This window comes from Streptomyces xiamenensis (assembly GCF_000993785.3).
Taxonomy (GTDB): domain Bacteria; phylum Actinomycetota; class Actinomycetes; order Streptomycetales; family Streptomycetaceae; genus Streptomyces; species Streptomyces xiamenensis.
Genome location: NZ_CP009922.3, coordinates 1,414,053 through 1,430,457 on the forward strand (window position 1 = coordinate 1,414,053; position 16,405 = coordinate 1,430,457).

Sequence of the window (16,405 nt, forward strand, 5' to 3'; positions counted from 1 at the left end):
TTCTTCGTCCCCGTCCCCACCGGCGGGGACACCCTTGGCCAAGAGAGAGTGTGAGGGTGTTCGTACTCGTAGCTCCCGGCCAAGGCGCACAGGCGCCCGGCTTCTTGCGCCCCTGGCTCGATGTCCCCGGTGCCGCCGACCGGCTGACGGCATGGTCGGACGCCATCGGCCTCGACCTGGTCCACTACGGCACGGACGCGGACGCGGACGAGATCCGCGACACGGCGGTGGCTCAGCCGCTGCTGGTCGCCGGTTCCCTGCTGTCCGCCCGCGCACTGCTGGGGGACACCCCGTACACCGGTGTCACGGCCGGCCACAGCGTCGGTGAGCTGGCGGCCGCGGCGATCGCCGGGGTGCTGAGCGACGAGGAGGCCATGACGCTGGTCCGCAAGCGCGGTCTGGCGATGGCCGAGGCGGCGGCCGTCACCGAGACCGGGATGTCGGCCGTGCTCGGCGGCGACCCGGAGGAGGTCGCGGCGAAGCTGGACGCGCTCGGCCTGACCCCGGCCAACAACAACGGCGGCGGCCAGATCGTGGCCGCCGGTACCCTGGAGCAGTTGGCGGCGCTGGCCGCCGACAAGCCGGCGAAGGCGCGGGTCATCCCCCTGAAGGTGGCCGGTGCCTTCCACACCGAGCACATGGCGTCCGCCGTGGCCGCCATGGACGAGGCGGCCCGGGACGTCAGCGTCGCCGACCCGGCCCCGGGGATCCAGTACGTGTCGAACGCCGACGGTGAGATCGTCACCAGCGGCAAGGAGATCGTCCGGCGCCTGGTCGCGCAGGTCTCCAGCCCGGTCCGCTGGGACCTGTGCACCGAGACCTTCCGGCGCCTGGAGGCGACCGCGCTGGTGGAGCTGTGCCCCGGCGGCACACTCGCGGGTCTGGCCAAGCGCAACCTCAAGGGTGTCGCCCAGCTGGCGATCAAGACCCCTGAGCAGCTGCCGGAGGCCCGCGACCTGCTCGCCGCGGCCGCGGGCGCGGCCGGCACCGGTTCCGGTGCCTCCGCCGCCGGCGCATCAAGCGAATAAGGCGAAGAGGAGCCACCGAGTATGACCGCCACCATCAGTCCCGGCACGGGCGCGCCGCACGCGCGCATCCTCGGCGTCGGCGGCTACCGCCCGGCCCGCGTCGTACCGAACGAAGAGATCCTCAAGCACATCGACTCCTCCGACGAGTGGATCCGCTCGCGTTCGGGCATCGTCTCCCGGCACTGGGCGGGCGAGGACGAGACGGTCGCCTCGATGTCGCTGGACGCCGCGGGCAAGGCCATCGCGGATGCCGGGATCACCGCCGACCAGGTCGGCGCGGTGGTGGTGGCCACCGTCACCCACTTCATGCAGACCCCCTCCGTGGCGACCGAGATCGCCCACAAGCTGGGCACCGGCAACGCCGCCGCGTTCGACATCTCCGCCGCCTGCGCCGGGTTCGGCTACGGCCTGGCGGTCGGCAAGGGCCTGATCGTCTCCGGCAGCGCGCGGTACGTCGTGGTGATCGGTGTGGAGCGGCTGTCCGACCTCACCGACAAGGAGGACCGTTCGACGGCCTTCCTGTTCGGGGACGGCGCGGGCGCGGTCGTGCTCGGCCCCTCCGAGGAGCCCGCGATGGGCCCCACCGTGTGGGGTTCGGAGGGCGACAAGTCGGACGTCATCGCGCAGACCGTGCCGTGGGACCGGTTCCGCATCGGTGACCTGAGCGAACTGCCGGTGGACTCGCAGGGCGAGGTGAAGTTCCCCGCGCTGCGCCAGGAGGGTCAGACGGTCTTCCGCTGGGCGGTGTTCGAGATGGCGAAGGTGGCCCAGCAGGCGCTGGACGCCGCCGGGATCACCGCCGATGACCTGGACGTCTTCATCCCGCACCAGGCCAACATGCGGATCATCGACTCGATGGTGAAGACCTTGAAGCTGCCGGAGCACGTCGCGATCGCCCGCGACATCGAAACCACCGGCAACACCTCGGCCGCCTCCATTCCGCTCGCGATGGAGCGGATGCTGGCGACCGGTCAGGCGAAGAGCGGGGACACCGCTCTCGTCATCGGCTTCGGGGCGGGTCTCGTGTACGCCGCGACGGTCGTTACTCTCCCCTAAGCACAACTGAGTCGGCACGGCGAGCGCCGGGCCGTTTCATCACCCAGATGCGGTACCCACCGCAGCACACTGAAGGAGCGCGGCAATGGCTGCCACCAAGGAAGAGATCATCGCTGGTCTCGGTGAGATCGTGAACGAGATCGCCGGGATCCCCGAGGAGGACGTGCTCGAGGACAAGTCGTTCACCGACGACCTCGACGTCGACTCGCTGTCCATGGTCGAGGTTGTCGTGGCCGCCGAAGAGCGCTTCGACGTCAAGATCCCGGACGACGACGTCAAGGGCCTGAAGACCGTTGGTGACGCTGCCAACTACATCCTCACGCACCAGAGCTGACCTGATTCGGCGCATGTCGCCACCCAGCGGTGGCGCGGTACCCCTGTACCTCTGAACCCTTACTAGCGGATAGGAAAGTCCCGTGAACGCGACCAATCGAACGGTGGTTGTCACCGGCATCGGCGCAACCACACCGCTGGGTGGCGACAGCGCGTCAACATGGGAGGCGCTGCTCGCCGGGAAGTCCGGCGCGCGCCCCCTGGAGCAGGAGTGGGCGGCGGATCTGCCCGTGCGGTTCGCGGCGACGGTTGCCGTGGACCCGTCCGAGGTGCTGCCCCGCCCGCTCGCCCGGCGTCTTGACCGCTCGGCGCAGCTCGCGCTGATCGCCACCCGTGAGGCGTGGGCGGACGCGGGCTTCACCGGCAAGGCCGGCGAGGACGAGTCCGGGGTGATCCCCGAGCGCCTCGGCGCGGTGGTGGCCTCCGGCATCGGCGGTGTCATCACGCTGCTCGACCAGTACGACGTCCTGAAGGAGAAGGGCGCGCGGCGGGTCTCCCCGCACACCGTGCCCATGCTCATGCCGAACAGCCCGACCGCGAACGTCGGTCTGGAGATCGGTGCCCGGGCGGGGGTGCACGCGCCGGTGAGCGCCTGCGCGTCCGGTTCGGAGGCGGTGGGTTACGCGGTGGAGATGATCCGCAGCGGGCGCGCCGACGTGGTGGTCGCGGGCGGTACGGAGGCGTGCGTCCACCCGCTTCCGATCGCGGCGTTCGCCAGCATGATGGCGATGAGCAAGAACAACGAGGACCCGCAGTCCGCTTCGCGCCCCTACGACACGGCGCGGGACGGTTTTGTGATGGGCGAGGGCTCGGGCGTGGTGGTTCTGGAGTCCGCCGAGCACGCCGAGCGCCGTGGCGCGCGGGTGTACTGCGAGGTCATCGGCCAGGGCCTGTCGGCCGACAGCCACCACATCGCGCAGCCCGAGCCGACCGGCCGGGGGATCGCGGCGGCGCTGGAGCACCTCCAGGAGACGACGGACTTCGATCCGAAGGAACTGGCCCACGTCAACGCGCACGCCACCTCGACGCCGCAGGGCGACGTCGCGGAGATCAAGGCGATGCGCAAGGTGCTGGGCGAGGACCTGGACCACGCGGCCATCTCGGCGACCAAGTCGATGACCGGTCATCTGCTCGGTGGCGCGGGCGGCGTGGAGACGGTGGCCACCGTCCTGGCGCTGCACAACCGGCTGGCTCCGGCCACGCTCAACCTGGACGAGGTGGACCCGGAGGTGGCGGACGCCGACATCGTCCGCGGCGCTCCCCGGGAACTGCCGCAGGGCCGGATCGCCGCGCTGAACAACTCGTTCGGCTTCGGCGGCCACAACGTGGTGCTCGCACTGCGCTCGAACTGATCGTCGGCCCTCGCTCGCGGGTCCAGGACACGCGACGCGGGGCACGGCGTACGAAGGCCGCCCGCCCGGGGTTTCCCGGGCGGGCGGCCTTCTGTCACGCTCCGGGGGCGCCATGGTTTCCGGGGCGCCGCGGGGAGCCGGGTCACCAGCCGACCAGCCCTCGCACCCCGAGCACGATGAGCACCCCGCCGGTGACCCGGCCGACCGCCCCGCGCACCCGCGCGCTCTCCAGGTAGGGGGCGGCCCGCCGCATCAGCAGCGCCCAGCCCAGCAGCCACAGGCCGACCATCACCACCTGCACGGTGGCCAGCGCGAGGATCTGACCCCCCAGCGGTCGGTCGGTCGTGACGAACTGCGGCACCAGCGTGAGGAAGACCGAGGCCGCCTTGGGGTTGAGGAGATTGGCGAACAGCGCCTGCGGGTAGGCGGAGTTCCACCGCACCCGGCCGCCACCGGCCGCAGCGGGCACGGCGCGGGTGGCCGACCACCACGTCCACGCCCCCAGCCCGGCGAGGTAGCAGGCGCCGGCGATCCTGACCACGGTGAACGCCGCCTCCGAGCGCATCACCAGGGCCGCCAGACCGGCCACGGCGAGCGAGGCATGGACGTACAGCCCGGTGGCCGTCCCCAGGATCACCGGCAGCGCCCGCCGCCGGCCGCCCTCGGTGACATGCCGGATGAGCAGCGCCAGGCTGGCTCCGGGCGTGATGACCAGCGGGAGGATCGCCAGCGCGAACCCCGTCACGGGATGACGCGGAAGTGCGTGGTCAGCCGCCCCTCGTCGTCGAGGAGGTGGTAGGCGAGCCCGGGCGGCTGCTCCCGGTCGGCCGGGCGGTCGCCCTCCCAGGGCATCCGCAGCGTCCAGGTGACGGCCGGGGACACCAGGAGCGGGCGCCCGGCGAAGACCGAGGCGGCGGCGGTGTGCGCGTGCCCGGTCAGGACGGCGATGACCTCGGGATGGGCGTCGAGGAGGGCCGCGAGGTCGCCAGGGTTGGTGAGCCGGTGGGCGTCCGGCAGCGGGTGGTGCAGCGCGACGGGCGGCTGGTGGAAGGCGATCAGTGCCCGGGTGCCCGGTGCCAGAGCGCCGAGGGTGCGGTCGATCCACGCGGCTGTCTCCGGGGACAGGTGCCCCTCGTCCTCACCCTCAAGGGTGACATCACACATCAGAACGGCGACCTCCCCGAAGTGGTGAACCTGGTTGCCGGGGCCCAGTTCCCGCTCGTACGGGGCGCGGACGTCGTGGTTGCCGGGGCAGGTCAGCACCGGGAACGGCGCCTTGAGGATCCGGGTGGCCTCCGCGTACTCCTCGGGCGTTCCGTGGTCGGCGATGTCGCCGGTGACCAGCAGCGTGTCGACGGGGCGGGGCAGGGCGCGCAGATGCTCCATGACCCGGGTGGCCCGTTCGGTCGCGCGCTCGGTTCCGTCCAGGTGCAGATCACTGATCTGGGCGAGCAGCAGCACTGCGCCCTCCTTTTCTCACGGTAATTTTTCGATTTACCGTGAGGACCTTAGACTGTGCGCACCGATGTCATCAAGGGAGCGGAGCGAGGGACCCGATGGAACGCTGGCCGGCCCTGGACCTGGCGAGCACGATCCGGCACGACGGCTCCGGCGGGGTGTGCGACGACCTGGCCACCGTCGAAGGGCTCGCGCGGTGGCTGACGGAGCTGCCCGGGGCGGGCGGGACGGCCGGGGAGCCCGCGCTGCCCGTCCAAGGCGTCGGCGCGAGCGAGGAGTTGCGGCTGCGGATCACCGGCCTGCGGGCGGCGGCACGGGCCCTGTTCGCCCGTACCGTCAGCCCCGGCCCGGCCAGCCCGGCGGACGCCCACCGGCTCATGCCGCACGAGGAGGCGCTGGCCCGGCTCAACGCCGCCGCCGCGCTGGAGCCCGTCGCCCCCCAACTGGACTGGCCCGCCGGGGGCGTTCCGGCGGCGACCGTACTGCCCTCGGCCGCCGACCCGGACGCCCGGCTGCTCGCCGCCCTGGCCCGCGCGACGATCACCTTCCTCGCCGGCCCCGAGCGGGAGCGGCTGCGCGCCTGCACGGCCCCGCGCTGCGTGCGGTACTTCGTCAAGAGCCACGGCCGCCAGGAGTGGTGCAAGCCGTCCTGCGCCGACCGGGCCCGCGCCGCCCGCCATTACCGGCGCCGGGTCAGTTCTTCCGGATGACCTCCAGCAGCCGCGAGAAGCTGTCCCCGGACGCCCGCGAGCCGGCCACCACGGTCCTCGCAGCCCTGGAGGGCGCCGAGGTCACCGCGCGGATCACCCGCTCCGAAGGGCCGCCGCACGGCAGCCGGACGCCAACTCGCCCGGCTGCCACGCTCGTACGGGATCCGAGCCGTACTCAGAGCGAGATCAGCCGGACCACGGTGACGGTCAGGACCGTGGCCGAGACCACGTAGCGCACGATGGCCCCCGCCACGGTGGCGTCGCGGCGGTCCCGGTCACCGCCGACCTCCGTGGAGCCGTGCCCGTACGGGTCACGGGCGATGGTCGTCGCCATCGCGCTCTCGAACTCCGACCGTCGCGGCATCTTGCGCAAGCCGTCGTCGGCCGGCGGCGCGTAGGCGAGGCGATGCCTCACCCGGCGCCGTGCCGCTCGGCCTCTTCCCGGGCCAGGCGCTCCATCGTGGCGTCGGCGGCCGGGTCCGGTACCGCCTCCAGCATCCAGTGCCGCATCACGGCGTGGATCTCGTGCACCCCGGCCTCGTTGATGGCCATGTCGAAATCCGGCCGTCGTTGCGGGGGCAGGGCGGCTCTGATGTCGGGGATGCTGTTGGGAACATCCACCTCCCGGCCACCGACCCAGGTCTTCAGCGGTTCTGCCACCCGGGCAGCGTAGCGCCACCGGCCCGCGCGACAACCCGGGGCACCGCAGGTTCGCGCCGATCACCCGGCGCTGCGCCCCGAGTTGGCCGCTGCCCCCGGCGGGCGGCGGCCCTCACCACCACGTCCGCCAGGCCCCGCACGCCCCGTTGGCGCCGGGGGCCGACGGGATGCCGGGTGAACACGCCCGCTCCCCCGCCGCCGCGTGCAGCCGCACCAGGGCGCCGGACCCCCGGGCGCACGCCCCGTCAACACCCGTGGCGGGAGCGCCCGGTGGCGCGTACCACCGGCCCGGCGGCTCCTCCTCGGCCTCCGGCAGGTGGCCACGGACCCAGCCGCCGGTGTGCGTTCCGCCGGCCTGCCGCTCCCCGTGCGCGGCGTAGGGAGGGCGGGGCCCCTCCCCCGGGTGCCCGTGCGGCGGTCGCAGCCGGTGCTGGGCGACCCGGAGGTAGGTGAGGAAGCGCGCCTGCGAAAGACCGTCACGGTGCGCGCCGGACAGCACGGGCAGGTGCCCGGCCCTCAGGTCGTACGGCCCGGCCACCGGCGCCGCCGCCCGCCATCCGAACGGGCCCGCCGCTTCCCTCCGCAGCGCCCGGCCCACCGCTGTGGCGGCCTGCCCGCCCTGCGGGAGGCCGGTGACGTACAGCTCACCGCTGAGCCGTACCCCCAGACGCCCGGCGGCGGTTCGGGCGGCGCGCAGGGAGTCCAGGGCTGCGGACCGGGTGGAGACGGCGTACGGGGACAGGTGGGGGCCGGGCCGGGGGCCCTCGGCGGCGACGACCGCGAATCCGCCCGCCGCGTAGAGCAGGGCGTCGGCAACGGAGCCGTCCCCACCGGCGGAGTACGCGTCGTGGCTCCGGGCGTTCCTGCCCGGGACCCCGGACACGGTGGGCAGCGGGGTGGCACCGGCACCGGTGGGCAGGACGGGGAGGACGAGCAGTGCCGAGTGGGTGAGGGCACCGCCGTGCGGCGCGAGCGTGCGGTAGGTCAGCCGGTGGAACGCGGCCCCGTAGCGGACGAGTCCGGCCTGCGCCGGCACGCCCGTCGCGGTCTCCAGCATGGCGGCCACCTCGGCGCGGGCGTACCGCTCCAGCGGGGTGACCTGGAGCAGGGCGCCGCGCGTCACCGCGCACCGGAGGTCCGGCCCGGTGCCGCCCCCGGCGCCGGCGCCGTCCGCGAAGGCGGGGGAAGCGGGCAGGGTCAGCACCATCAGCAGTGCGGCGGCTGCCGCACCGGTCGTTCGGAACCGCATGGCATTCCTGGGCACCTCTTATTTCTCCACCCGCCGGAGCCTTCGCCACCCGTGCCACGCGGAACTTGTGCGGTTGTGCTGGGGTGCGGAGGAGCGAAGCGATCACCGGACGCGCCCCGATGTGACAGAACGCGGATTGTCTGACTAAGGTCAGAGGATGCTGGAGAGGCCCCAGATCGAACAAGTCCGCCGGTTCAACCGGACCATCACCGAGCGTGTCGGCGTGCTCCACGACCATTACCTGGGCCGTGACCGCCCCATCGGCGAGGCGCGGCTGCTGTGGGAGATCGGCGAGCGCGGCTCCGACGTACGGCGGCTGCGCGAGCGCCTCGGGCTCGACTCGGGCTACGTCAGCCGGCTGCTGCGCGCGCTGGAGACGGCGGGCCTGGTGACGGTGGAACCCCTGCCGTCCGACAAGCGGGTCCGCACCGTGCGCCTCACCGGCGCCGGCCGCACCGAACTGGACGAACTCGACCGCCGCAGCGACGAGATGGCCGGCTCGCTGCTCGAACCCCTGAACACCTCCCAGCGCGCACGACTGGTCTCCGCCCTGGCCGAGGCCGAACGGCTGCTCACCGCGGGAACCGTCTCCCTCGACCCCGTGGACCCGGATCATCCCGACGCCCAGCACTGCCTGCGTTCCTTCTTCGCCGAGCTGGGCGAACGCCTGGACACCGGCTTCGACCCCGCCCGCAGCCTGCTCCCCGACGCGGGCGAACTCCGCGCGCCGCGCGGCGTGTTCCTGGTGGCCCGGCTGCACGGCGAACCCGTCGGCTGCGCCGGCCTCAAGCTCCCGGCCGACGCCCCCGCCGAGGTCAAGCGGATGTGGGTCTCCCCCGCCACCCGGGGCCTGGGGCTGGCCCGCCGCTTCCTCACCGAACTGGAGGCGCGCGCGGCCGGGCATGGCTACGACACCCTCCGGCTGGACACCAACAAGGTTCTGACGGAGGCGATCCGGCTCTATCACGCGTACGGCTTCACCGAGGTCCCCGCCTTCAACGCCGAGCCGTACGCCCACCACTGGTTCGAGAAGCGCATCACCGCGGGCGAGCCGGTCTGACGCCTCCCCGCCGCGGCCTCTGGCCCGGGTCCGGAGCCGCCCGGCGGCAGCGAGGGCTCACGGGGAGCGCCCGTCGCGTACCGACCGCGCTCGGCGACGGTGATGCGAAGGGTTCGCCCGTTGGAGCGGTTTGGCCGCTTCGCCGGTTGCGGCCCGGCCGCTGCGGAGAGCCTCCGCCGTGACGGGGCCGCCCGTCGGCCGGGCAACCCCGAACGGAGAGAGCCCATGACCGCACCCGCACCCGCCTCCATCGCCCTGCGTCCGGGCATCACCCCGGCGACCACCGGCGACACCATGGTCCTGCTCGACGAACGCGCCGGAAAGTACTGGCAGATCAACCCCACCGGCACCCTCGTGCTGCGCCATCTCCTCGACGGTGCCACTCCCGAGCAGGCCGCCGCGGCCCTGGCGCGCGAACACCCTGGAGCCGTCCACGCGGAGGCGGACGTGGCCGACCTGCTCGCCACCCTGCGGGAAAAAAGACTGCTGGCGAGCTGAGGCCATGACCGAGAACGGCCGCCCCGGCCCGCCCCACCGCGCCCTGGCCCTGCTGTGCGCGGTGGCCGCCCGGCCTCTGGCGCGGGCCGGGCCGTACCGCATCCGCCGCGTCCTGGAGCTGCTCCGCAGGGGCGCGCGGCCGGCCACGGCGGAGCAGGTGGCCGCGGCCCGGCACGCGGTGGTCACGGCGAGCGCGCGCTGCGCCGCCGCCCGCAGCTGTCTGCCGCGCTCCCTCGCCACCGCACTGCTGTGCCGGGCGCGCGGGGTGTGGCCCACCTGGTGCACGGGGGTGCGTACGGAACCGTTCGGCGCCCACGCCTGGGTGGCCGTCGACGGCGCCCCGATCGGCGAACCCCCGCACGACACGGGCTACACCCCCGTCATCACCGTTCCGCCGCTGCCGCGCGGACCGTGACGGCCGACGCCGCGACGGGACGTCCTGGGGGCCTGTCGGTGCGGTGGGGCAGGATGACGTGATGGCTCATATCGCGCTGTTCCACTCGATCCTCGGCCTGCGTCCTGCCGAACGTCTCGCCGCCGAGCGGTTGCGTGCCGCCGGACACCAGGTCATCACACCCGACCTGTTCGGCGGCGCGACCGCGACCACCCTCGACGAGGGGTTTCAGCTGCTCGACCGGGTCGGCTGGGCGACAGTGGTCCACCGTGCCCGGCAGGCGCTGCGGGACATGCCGGAGGAGACCGTGCTCGCCGGTGTCTCCATGGGGACCGGTGTCGTCACCGAGCTGTGGCCCGAGCGCACCGCTGCCGCCGGTGTCCTTCTCCTGCACGCCACCGCCGAGCTTCCCGCGTCCGTCCCGCCGGGCACGCGGGTGCAGTTGCACGCGGCCGAACCGGACGACTTCGTGCCGCCGGAGAACGTCGCCGCGCTCCGTCGTGCGGCGCGGGAACAGGGCGTCGAGCTGGAGATCTTCCGCTATCCGGGCGCCGGCCACTTCTACATCGACCGTGAAGGCGAGGACCACGACCCGGAGGCCGCCGAGCTGACCTGGCGCCGGGTACTCGACTTCCTCGACCACGGCCTCACCTCCCGGGGCACCGCACCGTAGCCACCCGGCACGGCGCGGCCCGCCGTCCCCGCGCCGGCCCCGTCGTGGCCGTCAACGACGGGTCGCACATGACCTCTTCGTGCGGGCCGGTGCCTGACGCCGGTGGGAGGCCCACCGCGAGAGGCGATGGCGCTCTCCTGCCGCCCCGCGTCAGATCTGGTTCTCGCCGCCGTCGACGTACACGTTGGCGCCGAGCATGAAGCTGCTCTGGTCGGAGGCGAGGAACGCCACGACGCCCGCGACCTCCTCCGGGCGCCCCATCCGGCCGATCGCGGTATCCGCGGCGAGGTTCTCCCGGACGGCGGGCAACTGCTCCTCGCCGAAGAGATCCCTGATCCCGGTGGTGTCGATCGGGCCGGGCGAGACGGCGTTGACCCGGATGCCCCGGCCCTTCAGTTCGTTGGCCCAGGTCCGCGCGAAGGACCGGACGGCGGCCTTGGACGCCGCGTAGAGGCCGAACGCCTCGGTGCCGTTGTCGGCGGCGGTGGAGGCGTTGAGGATCACCGAGGCGCCGTCGTTGAGCAGCGGCAGCGCCTTCTGGACGGTGAACAGGGTGCCCCGCACGTTGACGGCGAGGATCCGCTCGACCTGCTCCTCGGTGGTGTGCTCCAGCGTCGAGAACAAGGCCGCGGCCGAGTTCGCGAAGACCACGTCCAGGCCACGCCCCCGGGCGCGGACGGCCTCGTAGAGCCGGTCGAGGTCGGCCACGTTCGTGATGTCACCCTGCACGGCGGTCACCGACGGAGCGCCGACGGTCTCCACCGCCGCGTCGAGTTCGGCCTTGCGCCTTCCGAAGATGAACACGTGCGCGCCCTCGGCCGCCATGCGTACGGCGCTGGCCAGGCCGATCCCCGTGTGACCGCCGGTGATGACAGCGGTCTTGCCTTCGAGTTGCCCCATGCGACTGCCCTCCACAGAGTTCCGCACCGATCGGTACGTAAAAGGAAACGTAGCACCTCTGAACCGATCGGTACAGAAGAGGTAGACTGGGCCGCATGGATGCGCGACACAAGGGCCGTCTCGGCCGTCCGCGAGGGTTCGACGCGGACGAGGCCCTGGAACGGGCCATGCGGGTCTTCTGGGAACAGGGCTACGAGGGCGCCAGCCTCGCCGACCTGACCGAGGCCATGGGCATCAACCGCACCAGCATGTACGCGGCCTTCGGCAACAAGGAGGAACTGTTCCGCAAGGCCCTGGACCGCTACTCCGAGGGCCCCGCCTCGTACGTCGCACGGGCCTTGCGGGAGCCGACCGCCCTGGCCGTGGCCACCGCCTTCCTGAACGGCGCCGTCGAGGTCAGCACCCGCCCCGGGTGCCCCGCCGGCTGCCTCGGCGTCCAGGGCGCGCTCGCCGCCGGGGAGGCCGGAGTCAGCAGCCGCGACCTGCTCGCCGACTGGCGCAATGCGGGCGTCGATCACCTGCGCGACCGCTTCCGGCAGGCCGCCGACGAGGGTGATCTGCCCGCCGACGCCGAACCCGGGGCGCTCGCCCGCTACCTCATGACGCTCGCCAACGGCATCTCCGTCCAGGCGGCCGGCGGCGCCACCCGCGACGAACTCCAGCACGTGGCCGACATGGCACTGCGCGGCTGGCCGCCCGCCTGACGAGAGCCGTGGCGGGAACAGCCGCCCCCACCGGGTGGCTCACGGCGTGCGACGCACGGCGCCCGGCGCCGAGTTGCCCCTCACCACTCGCGGGGGGCGATCAGCTCCTCCACATCCGCGTCGGCGAAGCCGTACGCCTGGGCGACGAACCAGATGTCCCCGCCGATCTCCTCGCGAGCCACCGTCTCGATCTCACTGCCGGCTGCCTCGAACTCGGCCTCCAGGGCGTTGAACTCCACGGTGGCGGCATGGGTCAGCACGTACAGCGCGGCGAGATCGGCCGGCCGCTCGGCCTCGATCCGTTCACACAACCGCGTCAGGATCGCCCGGCCCCGGTCCAGGACCTGATCGGGAAAGTAGTCATCGGCATAGAGAACTTCGAGGAACCGGCGCTCGGCGGCCTGGGGGTTCGTGATCGGCATGCCGCCGAGTATGGTCGCCGGCACTGACAACGGCCCGGGACGCCGATGCGAAGGCGACCCGCACACCGGGACGCGGACGAAGGATCCCCGGGGCGGGCGCGCAGCCATCACCGCGACGATCGCCACGGCCGGGGCAGGGGCGAATGGGAAGGCCCCGCCCGCACGTCCGCCGGCTCCCCCGACGGCTCATGGGCGGGAACCGCCCGGGTTACCGCTCCCCCCTCACCGCTGACCGGCCGGCTCGCCGAGCACACGCGGACGGAACCGGAGGATGGCGGCGGCGACCTCGTCCAGGTGGCTCTCCAGCAGGAAGTGACCGCCGTCGAGCAGGACGATCTCCGCGTCCGGGGCGTCCCGGCGGAACGCCCGCGCCCCCTCCGGCCCGAAGATCTCGTCGTTGCGGCCCCAGACCGCCAGGACGGGCGCCCCGCTGGACCGCAGCCACGCCTGCACCGCCGGGTACAGCTCGCGGTTACCGGCGTAGTCGCCGAACAGGGCGAGCTGGGCCCGGTCGACGCCGGGCCGGGCGAGAAGCGCCAGGTCGTGCTCCCAGGCGTCCGGGTCGATCAGGCTGGGGTCGGGAACACCGTGCGTGTACTGCCACTCGACGGCCTCCCGGCCCAGGGCGGGCCGCAGTTGCTCCTCGTTCTCCGGGCTGCGCTGCGCGCCGTAGGCCCAGATGGGCTCCCAGAAGGGCTCGACGAACCCCTCCTCGTAGGCATTGCCGTTCTGCGAGACGACGGCGAGGACCGCCTCCGGGGACGCCAGCGCGAGCCGCCAGCCGATGGGCGCGCCGTAGTCCTGGACGTAGATCGCGTAGCGGTGCACGCCGAGGACGTCCAGGAAGCCGCGCGTGACGTCGGCGAGGGCGTCGAAGGTGTAGGCGAAGTCGCTCACGTCGGGTGCGGAGGATCGGCCGAAGCCGATGTGATCGGGGGCGATCACCCGGTACGGGCCGGCCAGCGCGGGGATCAGGTGCCGGAACATGTGCGAACTCGTCGGATAGCCGTGCAGCAGCAGGAGGACGGGGGCGTCCGAGGGACCCGCCTCCCGGTAGAAGACGGTCAGACCGTCCACGTCCACAGTCCGGTGATGAACAGCGACCACGGTAACCCCTTAAATTATTTTTACCGGTTAGGTTATGCTGATCATGCAGAGCACAGCAGGGCGTGTCAAGGAGAGCGGGACATGGGCGTGGCCGAGGACGAGGAACTCCTGCTCGCCGTGCTCAACAGCGCCCCGGTGCTCGACGGGCGACCCACGGACGCACTGACGGCGGAGGACGCGGCGGAGTGGATACGGACGCTCGGCGGACGCGGCACACGCGAGGAGCGCGATCATCTACGCCAGGTACGGGACACGTTGCACGGGCTGATCCGGGGGATGTCCTCAGACGTCAGTGGCCTGGCAACGGTGCTTGATCAGGCACGACTCCGCCCCGGCGTCTCGCCGGCGGGTGTCTCCTGGGAGTTGGAGGCGGCGCCGGACAGGGAACTCGCGGCCCGCGTCGTCCTGGCGTGGTCGCGCGTCACCAAGGAACTGCCGCGACGGCTGCGGCCTTGCGCGAACGAGGAGTGCAACCTGTTCCTCATCGACCACAGCCGCCCCGGAACAGCCCGCTGGTGCTCCATGGCCACCTGCGGCAACCGCATGAAGGCCCGCACCCACGCGCGCAAACAGCGCTCCGTGGGCTGACCGGCCAGCCGAAGTCACCTGGCCCGGGACGGCATTCAGCGCCCTCAGGGGCGGTCGAACGCTCCGGCCTTGGCAGCACGGAGGAAGGCCGCAAGCCCGGTTCGCATGCAGTGGGGCGGCGCCAGGTCGGGGCGCTTCGAATCACCCAGGGCAACGCCGCCGGGCATGGTCATGAGCTGAACGCGGGCGTTGCCGTTGACCGCGCTGTAACTGGACTACATCCAGTGGCCGTTCAGCGGCGCAGTGCCCACATCGGAATCTTCTTCACTCGCCACGCGCGCCTCCGGCGTCACCTGTCAAGAAGATGGTCGAACTCGCCATCCTTCGCAGCCTGAAGGAAGGCCGCTAGCTCGACTTGTGTGTACCGAAGCGGGGCCAGCTCAGGACGCTTTGAATCGCCCAGTGCCACACCGCCATCTATTTTCATCAGCCGGACACACGCGTCTCCGTCACCTGAACTCAGGCTGGACTTCTGCCACTCGCCTGACAGCGGGGCAGCGTACAGATCGGGCTTGAGATCCCTCATAGCGCCTTCTCAATCTCTTCGATGAGTCCAATCGTCTCCCCAGGGCCCAGAGCATGCTCCGCAAGGTCGTTGAAACGACGCCGCATCCGGCGAACCTCTGCCGCGCTGTGGGTGTCATCGTCACCCCGCGACATCTCGCGAAGGACCGCCGCCTTGTTGTGGGCTCCCGGGAACTCGAACAGAGTAAACGGCGAGCCGACAGCAGCGGCGGACCCGGCCGAGAACGGCACAACGCGTAGCGTGATGTTCGGCTTGTGGGCCATCTCCTGCAAGTGTTGGAGTTGCTCACGCATCACCTCCCGGCCTCCGACAACGGGCCGCAGAGCCGACTCCAGGAACATTCCCGTCATGAGTACCGGGTGAGTACGGGTCAGGATGTGCTGCCGCCGAAGGCGCATCTCGACGAAGAGTTCACGATGCAGGGCACTCTCGTCCCTCTGGCCGAAGGCCGCAAGAGCCTGGATGTACCCCTCGGTTTGCAGCAGGCCGGGGATGAATGTGCCGGAGTGGTTCCAGATCTTCGCTGCGCCGTCTTCGAGAGGGAAGATCTTCCCCAAGCCGCCGGCGATCAGGTCCCGATACCGTGGCTCGTCCCACCACGATCGCTCGATCGACTTGCCTGTCCGGATGGTGGCCCTGATCTCGGCACTCTTCGACTCCGAGAGACCGTAGACCTTCAGCATCCGCTTCAGGAGCGCCTCATCCGGCCAGCGCTTGCCGCTCTCCACGTAAGAGATCTTGTTCTGCGAGCACTTCAGCGGCTTCGCAGCCGCCGTCTGCGTCTTGAACCCGGCCTCCAGCCGTAGGCGGCGCAGTTCCTCGCCCAGGTCTCGCTGGATCGCGAGGGCACTGGTGTTGACGCTCGTCGACACAGTTCTCCCTTACCTTCGTCGAACCCCGCCACCCAGCAGAGTAGCGCGCCTCATCAAGGCGCGGTTGCTCCAAAGGATGAACTCCAACCACTCTCCTTGCATACTCACGGGGATATGCCTAACACTCGCTCATGTACGTCCAGCCATCGCAATGTCGCTGGGCGTGACCCCAGGTCGTCGCAGGTCGGCTGGAAGGAACTTCCCATGCTTGAGCGCGGGTTCGTGTTGGCTGTCGGGCGGTACCCCTGTGTCGCGGCGTCTGTCCGCCGGGCGCGGCGGATAGCGGTGGAGGCGTACGCGCCGTATCCGGGGGTGGACCGGTTCGCGGTCGAGTTGCTGATTTCCGAACTGGCGACCAACGCCGTTCTGCACGCCACAGGCGACTCGTTCGACGTGCTGTGTCACTCGCCGCTCGGCGGCTCCGTGCAGGTGGAGGTGCACGACCGGTGCCGCGCCGTTCCCGTGCGTCGACGGGCCGCCGTGCAGGACGAGTCGGGGCGCGGGCTCGAACTGCTGGACGTGCTCGCCTCGCACTGGCGGACCGAGCGGACCGCGAACGGCAAGAGCCTCATCTTCACTCTTCAGGAGGGGTCATGTTCGAACCGCTGATCCGGACCATCGTGGTCAACGGCAGCGACGTCCGCGTCGGCGATGTCGTCTCGGTGGGCGGCATCCCGCACCGCGTCCGCGAACTGCGCGAGCTCATGCCGTCCCGCAAGAAGCTCATCTTCGATGACGGGAACTCCTACATCCTCGGCAAGTTCCTCACCATCGAGGTCACCAGGCTGCACGCACCGCTGCGGCGCGTGCGGTGA

24 protein-coding genes and 1 pseudogene are annotated in these 16,405 nt (G+C 71.7%); 14 read left to right on the forward strand and 11 right to left on the reverse strand.

Annotated elements, in window-relative coordinates; translation table 11 throughout:
* Nucleotides 1-56 precede the first annotated feature (56 nt).
* From SXIM_RS06435 to SXIM_RS06450, 4 genes are all read left to right on the forward strand, one after another.
* Nucleotides 57-1,028 carry an ACP S-malonyltransferase gene (locus SXIM_RS06435; RefSeq protein ID WP_030726302.1) on the forward strand — a complete coding sequence of 324 codons (972 nt, stop codon included), beginning with the start codon at nucleotides 57-59 and terminating at the stop codon, nucleotides 1,026-1,028.
* A 21-nt stretch (nucleotides 1,029-1,049) separates the two neighbouring features.
* Nucleotides 1,050-2,084: a ketoacyl-ACP synthase III gene (locus SXIM_RS06440; RefSeq protein ID WP_030726301.1), complete on the forward strand. Its 1,035-nt coding sequence runs from the start codon at nucleotides 1,050-1,052 to the stop codon at nucleotides 2,082-2,084.
* Nucleotides 2,085-2,169: 85 nt separating this feature from the next.
* Nucleotides 2,170-2,418, forward strand: a complete 249-nt coding sequence (locus tag SXIM_RS06445) for an acyl carrier protein (protein ID WP_030726299.1) — start codon at nucleotides 2,170-2,172, stop codon at nucleotides 2,416-2,418.
* Nucleotides 2,419-2,500: 82 nt separating this feature from the next.
* Nucleotides 2,501-3,769: a beta-ketoacyl-[acyl-carrier-protein] synthase family protein gene (locus tag SXIM_RS06450; protein ID WP_030726297.1), complete on the forward strand. Its 1,269-nt coding sequence runs from the start codon at nucleotides 2,501-2,503 to the stop codon at nucleotides 3,767-3,769.
* Between the two features lie 142 nt (nucleotides 3,770-3,911).
* Here the strand turns inward: SXIM_RS06450 and SXIM_RS06455 are convergent, their stop codons facing one another.
* Together SXIM_RS06455 and SXIM_RS06460 are read right to left on the reverse strand one after the other, a co-directional pair.
* Entirely contained in the window at nucleotides 3,912-4,514 is a 603-nt protein-coding gene (locus tag SXIM_RS06455; RefSeq protein WP_030726295.1) for a LysE family translocator, read from the reverse strand.
* Nucleotides 4,511-5,227: a metallophosphoesterase gene (locus SXIM_RS06460; RefSeq protein WP_174864357.1), complete on the reverse strand. Its 717-nt coding sequence runs from the start codon at nucleotides 5,225-5,227 to the stop codon at nucleotides 4,511-4,513. Before SXIM_RS06460 ends, SXIM_RS06455 begins: the two co-directional genes overlap by 4 nt.
* A 98-nt stretch (nucleotides 5,228-5,325) precedes the next feature.
* On the opposite strand from SXIM_RS06460, the gene SXIM_RS06465 reads away from it, so the two are divergent.
* Both SXIM_RS06465 and SXIM_RS06470 read left to right on the forward strand, forming a co-directional pair.
* The gene (locus SXIM_RS06465; RefSeq protein ID WP_046723232.1) at nucleotides 5,326-5,937 is read left to right on the forward strand and encodes an ABATE domain-containing protein; all 612 of its coding nucleotides are present in this window, start codon (nucleotides 5,326-5,328) and stop codon (nucleotides 5,935-5,937) included.
* On the forward strand, nucleotides 5,934-6,170 hold the full coding sequence (locus tag SXIM_RS06470; protein WP_148236075.1) for a hypothetical protein: 237 nt from the start codon (nucleotides 5,934-5,936) through the stop codon (nucleotides 6,168-6,170). The genes SXIM_RS06465 and SXIM_RS06470 overlap by 4 nt, the downstream gene beginning before the upstream one ends.
* Here SXIM_RS06470 and SXIM_RS06475 read toward each other — a convergent pair.
* From SXIM_RS06475 to SXIM_RS06485, 3 genes are all read right to left on the reverse strand, one after another.
* Nucleotides 6,113-6,352, reverse strand: coding sequence for a hypothetical protein (locus SXIM_RS06475; protein WP_030726286.1), 240 nt, complete (start codon nucleotides 6,350-6,352; stop codon nucleotides 6,113-6,115). The two genes, SXIM_RS06470 and SXIM_RS06475, sit on opposite strands and share 58 nt — an antisense overlap.
* Nucleotides 6,349-6,597 carry a hypothetical protein gene (locus SXIM_RS06480; protein WP_030726283.1) on the reverse strand — a complete coding sequence of 83 codons (249 nt, stop codon included), beginning with the start codon at nucleotides 6,595-6,597 and terminating at the stop codon, nucleotides 6,349-6,351. Before SXIM_RS06480 ends, SXIM_RS06475 begins: the two co-directional genes overlap by 4 nt.
* A 112-nt stretch (nucleotides 6,598-6,709) precedes the next feature.
* Nucleotides 6,710-7,846: a hypothetical protein gene (locus tag SXIM_RS06485; RefSeq protein ID WP_053116108.1), complete on the reverse strand. Its 1,137-nt coding sequence runs from the start codon at nucleotides 7,844-7,846 to the stop codon at nucleotides 6,710-6,712.
* Between the two features lie 157 nt (nucleotides 7,847-8,003).
* Between SXIM_RS06485 and SXIM_RS06490 the strand changes: the two genes are divergently transcribed.
* The 4 genes from SXIM_RS06490 (at nucleotide 8,004) to SXIM_RS06505 (ending at nucleotide 10,471) form a co-directional block, all read left to right on the forward strand.
* Nucleotides 8,004-8,906 (forward strand): bifunctional helix-turn-helix transcriptional regulator/GNAT family N-acetyltransferase, encoded by a 903-nt coding sequence (locus tag SXIM_RS06490; RefSeq protein ID WP_375878998.1) that lies wholly within the window; start codon nucleotides 8,004-8,006, stop codon nucleotides 8,904-8,906.
* A 225-nt stretch (nucleotides 8,907-9,131) separates the two neighbouring features.
* Nucleotides 9,132-9,404 (forward strand): lasso peptide biosynthesis PqqD family chaperone, encoded by a 273-nt coding sequence (locus tag SXIM_RS06495; protein ID WP_030726275.1) that lies wholly within the window; start codon nucleotides 9,132-9,134, stop codon nucleotides 9,402-9,404.
* A 4-nt stretch (nucleotides 9,405-9,408) separates the two neighbouring features.
* Nucleotides 9,409-9,819 (forward strand): lasso peptide biosynthesis B2 protein, encoded by a 411-nt coding sequence (locus SXIM_RS06500; protein ID WP_030726272.1) that lies wholly within the window; start codon nucleotides 9,409-9,411, stop codon nucleotides 9,817-9,819.
* Between the two features lie 61 nt (nucleotides 9,820-9,880).
* On the forward strand, nucleotides 9,881-10,471 hold the full coding sequence (locus SXIM_RS06505) for a dienelactone hydrolase family protein (RefSeq protein ID WP_046723236.1): 591 nt from the start codon (nucleotides 9,881-9,883) through the stop codon (nucleotides 10,469-10,471).
* Between the two features lie 150 nt (nucleotides 10,472-10,621).
* Here the strand turns inward: SXIM_RS06505 and SXIM_RS06510 are convergent, their stop codons facing one another.
* Complete coding sequence (locus SXIM_RS06510; protein WP_030726266.1) at nucleotides 10,622-11,371, reverse strand: SDR family NAD(P)-dependent oxidoreductase; 750 nt, start codon at nucleotides 11,369-11,371, stop codon at nucleotides 10,622-10,624.
* A gap of 95 nt (nucleotides 11,372-11,466) precedes the next feature.
* Here SXIM_RS06510 and SXIM_RS06515 point away from each other — a divergent pair, with 95 nt between their 5' ends.
* Nucleotides 11,467-12,075 (forward strand): TetR/AcrR family transcriptional regulator, encoded by a 609-nt coding sequence (locus tag SXIM_RS06515; RefSeq protein WP_030726264.1) that lies wholly within the window; start codon nucleotides 11,467-11,469, stop codon nucleotides 12,073-12,075.
* Nucleotides 12,076-12,155: 80 nt separating this feature from the next.
* Here the strand turns inward: SXIM_RS06515 and SXIM_RS06520 are convergent, their stop codons facing one another.
* On the reverse strand, nucleotides 12,156-12,497 hold the full coding sequence (locus SXIM_RS06520; RefSeq protein WP_046725481.1) for a DUF5713 family protein: 342 nt from the start codon (nucleotides 12,495-12,497) through the stop codon (nucleotides 12,156-12,158).
* Between the two features lie 222 nt (nucleotides 12,498-12,719).
* Entirely contained in the window at nucleotides 12,720-13,604 is an 885-nt protein-coding gene (locus SXIM_RS06525; RefSeq protein ID WP_046723237.1) for an alpha/beta fold hydrolase, read from the reverse strand.
* Nucleotides 13,605-13,685: 81 nt separating this feature from the next.
* Here SXIM_RS06525 and SXIM_RS06530 point away from each other — a divergent pair, with 81 nt between their 5' ends.
* Complete coding sequence (locus SXIM_RS06530; RefSeq protein ID WP_046723238.1) at nucleotides 13,686-14,192, forward strand: CGNR zinc finger domain-containing protein; 507 nt, start codon at nucleotides 13,686-13,688, stop codon at nucleotides 14,190-14,192.
* 44 nt (nucleotides 14,193-14,236) lie between these two features.
* On the opposite strand, the pseudogene SXIM_RS28690 reads toward SXIM_RS06530, so the two are convergent.
* From SXIM_RS28690 to SXIM_RS06545, 3 genes and pseudogenes are all read right to left on the reverse strand, one after another.
* Nucleotides 14,237-14,395: pseudogene (locus tag SXIM_RS28690) on the reverse strand (DUF397 domain-containing protein); the annotation flags it as partial.
* Between the two features lie 86 nt (nucleotides 14,396-14,481).
* A complete protein-coding gene (locus tag SXIM_RS06540; protein ID WP_078846847.1) occupies nucleotides 14,482-14,718 on the reverse strand; it encodes a DUF397 domain-containing protein in 237 nt (78 codons plus the stop codon).
* Nucleotides 14,715-15,590 carry a helix-turn-helix domain-containing protein gene (locus tag SXIM_RS06545; protein ID WP_046723240.1) on the reverse strand — a complete coding sequence of 292 codons (876 nt, stop codon included), beginning with the start codon at nucleotides 15,588-15,590 and terminating at the stop codon, nucleotides 14,715-14,717. The genes SXIM_RS06540 and SXIM_RS06545 overlap by 4 nt, the downstream gene beginning before the upstream one ends.
* A 204-nt stretch (nucleotides 15,591-15,794) precedes the next feature.
* Between SXIM_RS06545 and SXIM_RS06550 the strand changes: the two genes are divergently transcribed.
* Together SXIM_RS06550 and SXIM_RS06555 are read left to right on the forward strand one after the other, a co-directional pair.
* A complete protein-coding gene (locus SXIM_RS06550; protein WP_043176761.1) occupies nucleotides 15,795-16,199 on the forward strand; it encodes an ATP-binding protein in 405 nt (134 codons plus the stop codon).
* Nucleotides 16,184-16,405, forward strand: a complete 222-nt coding sequence (locus SXIM_RS06555; RefSeq protein WP_046723241.1) for a hypothetical protein — start codon at nucleotides 16,184-16,186, stop codon at nucleotides 16,403-16,405. Before SXIM_RS06550 ends, SXIM_RS06555 begins: the two co-directional genes overlap by 16 nt.

Coding starts and splice junctions, on each gene's coding strand:
- SXIM_RS06530 (WP_046723238.1), top strand. CDS start 13,686: ATGGGCGTGGCCGAGGACGAGGAACTCCTGCTCGCCGTGCTCAACAGC.
- SXIM_RS06500 (WP_030726272.1), top strand. CDS start 9,409: ATGACCGAGAACGGCCGCCCCGGCCCGCCCCACCGCGCCCTGGCCCTG.
- SXIM_RS06485 (WP_053116108.1), bottom strand. CDS start 7,846: ATGCGGTTCCGAACGACCGGTGCGGCAGCCGCCGCACTGCTGATGGTG.
- SXIM_RS06505 (WP_046723236.1), top strand. CDS start 9,881: ATGGCTCATATCGCGCTGTTCCACTCGATCCTCGGCCTGCGTCCTGCC.
- SXIM_RS06445 (WP_030726299.1), top strand. CDS start 2,170: ATGGCTGCCACCAAGGAAGAGATCATCGCTGGTCTCGGTGAGATCGTG.
- SXIM_RS06550 (WP_043176761.1), top strand. CDS start 15,795: ATGCTTGAGCGCGGGTTCGTGTTGGCTGTCGGGCGGTACCCCTGTGTC.
- SXIM_RS06440 (WP_030726301.1), top strand. CDS start 1,050: ATGACCGCCACCATCAGTCCCGGCACGGGCGCGCCGCACGCGCGCATC.
- SXIM_RS06515 (WP_030726264.1), top strand. CDS start 11,467: ATGGATGCGCGACACAAGGGCCGTCTCGGCCGTCCGCGAGGGTTCGAC.
- SXIM_RS06490 (WP_375878998.1), top strand. CDS start 8,004: ATGCTGGAGAGGCCCCAGATCGAACAAGTCCGCCGGTTCAACCGGACC.
- SXIM_RS06470 (WP_148236075.1), top strand. CDS start 5,934: ATGACCTCCAGCAGCCGCGAGAAGCTGTCCCCGGACGCCCGCGAGCCG.
- SXIM_RS06555 (WP_046723241.1), top strand. CDS start 16,184: ATGTTCGAACCGCTGATCCGGACCATCGTGGTCAACGGCAGCGACGTC.
- SXIM_RS06540 (WP_078846847.1), bottom strand. CDS start 14,718: ATGAGGGATCTCAAGCCCGATCTGTACGCTGCCCCGCTGTCAGGCGAG.
- SXIM_RS06495 (WP_030726275.1), top strand. CDS start 9,132: ATGACCGCACCCGCACCCGCCTCCATCGCCCTGCGTCCGGGCATCACC.
- SXIM_RS06465 (WP_046723232.1), top strand. CDS start 5,326: ATGGAACGCTGGCCGGCCCTGGACCTGGCGAGCACGATCCGGCACGAC.
- SXIM_RS06520 (WP_046725481.1), bottom strand. CDS start 12,497: ATGCCGATCACGAACCCCCAGGCCGCCGAGCGCCGGTTCCTCGAAGTT.
- SXIM_RS06510 (WP_030726266.1), bottom strand. CDS start 11,371: ATGGGGCAACTCGAAGGCAAGACCGCTGTCATCACCGGCGGTCACACG.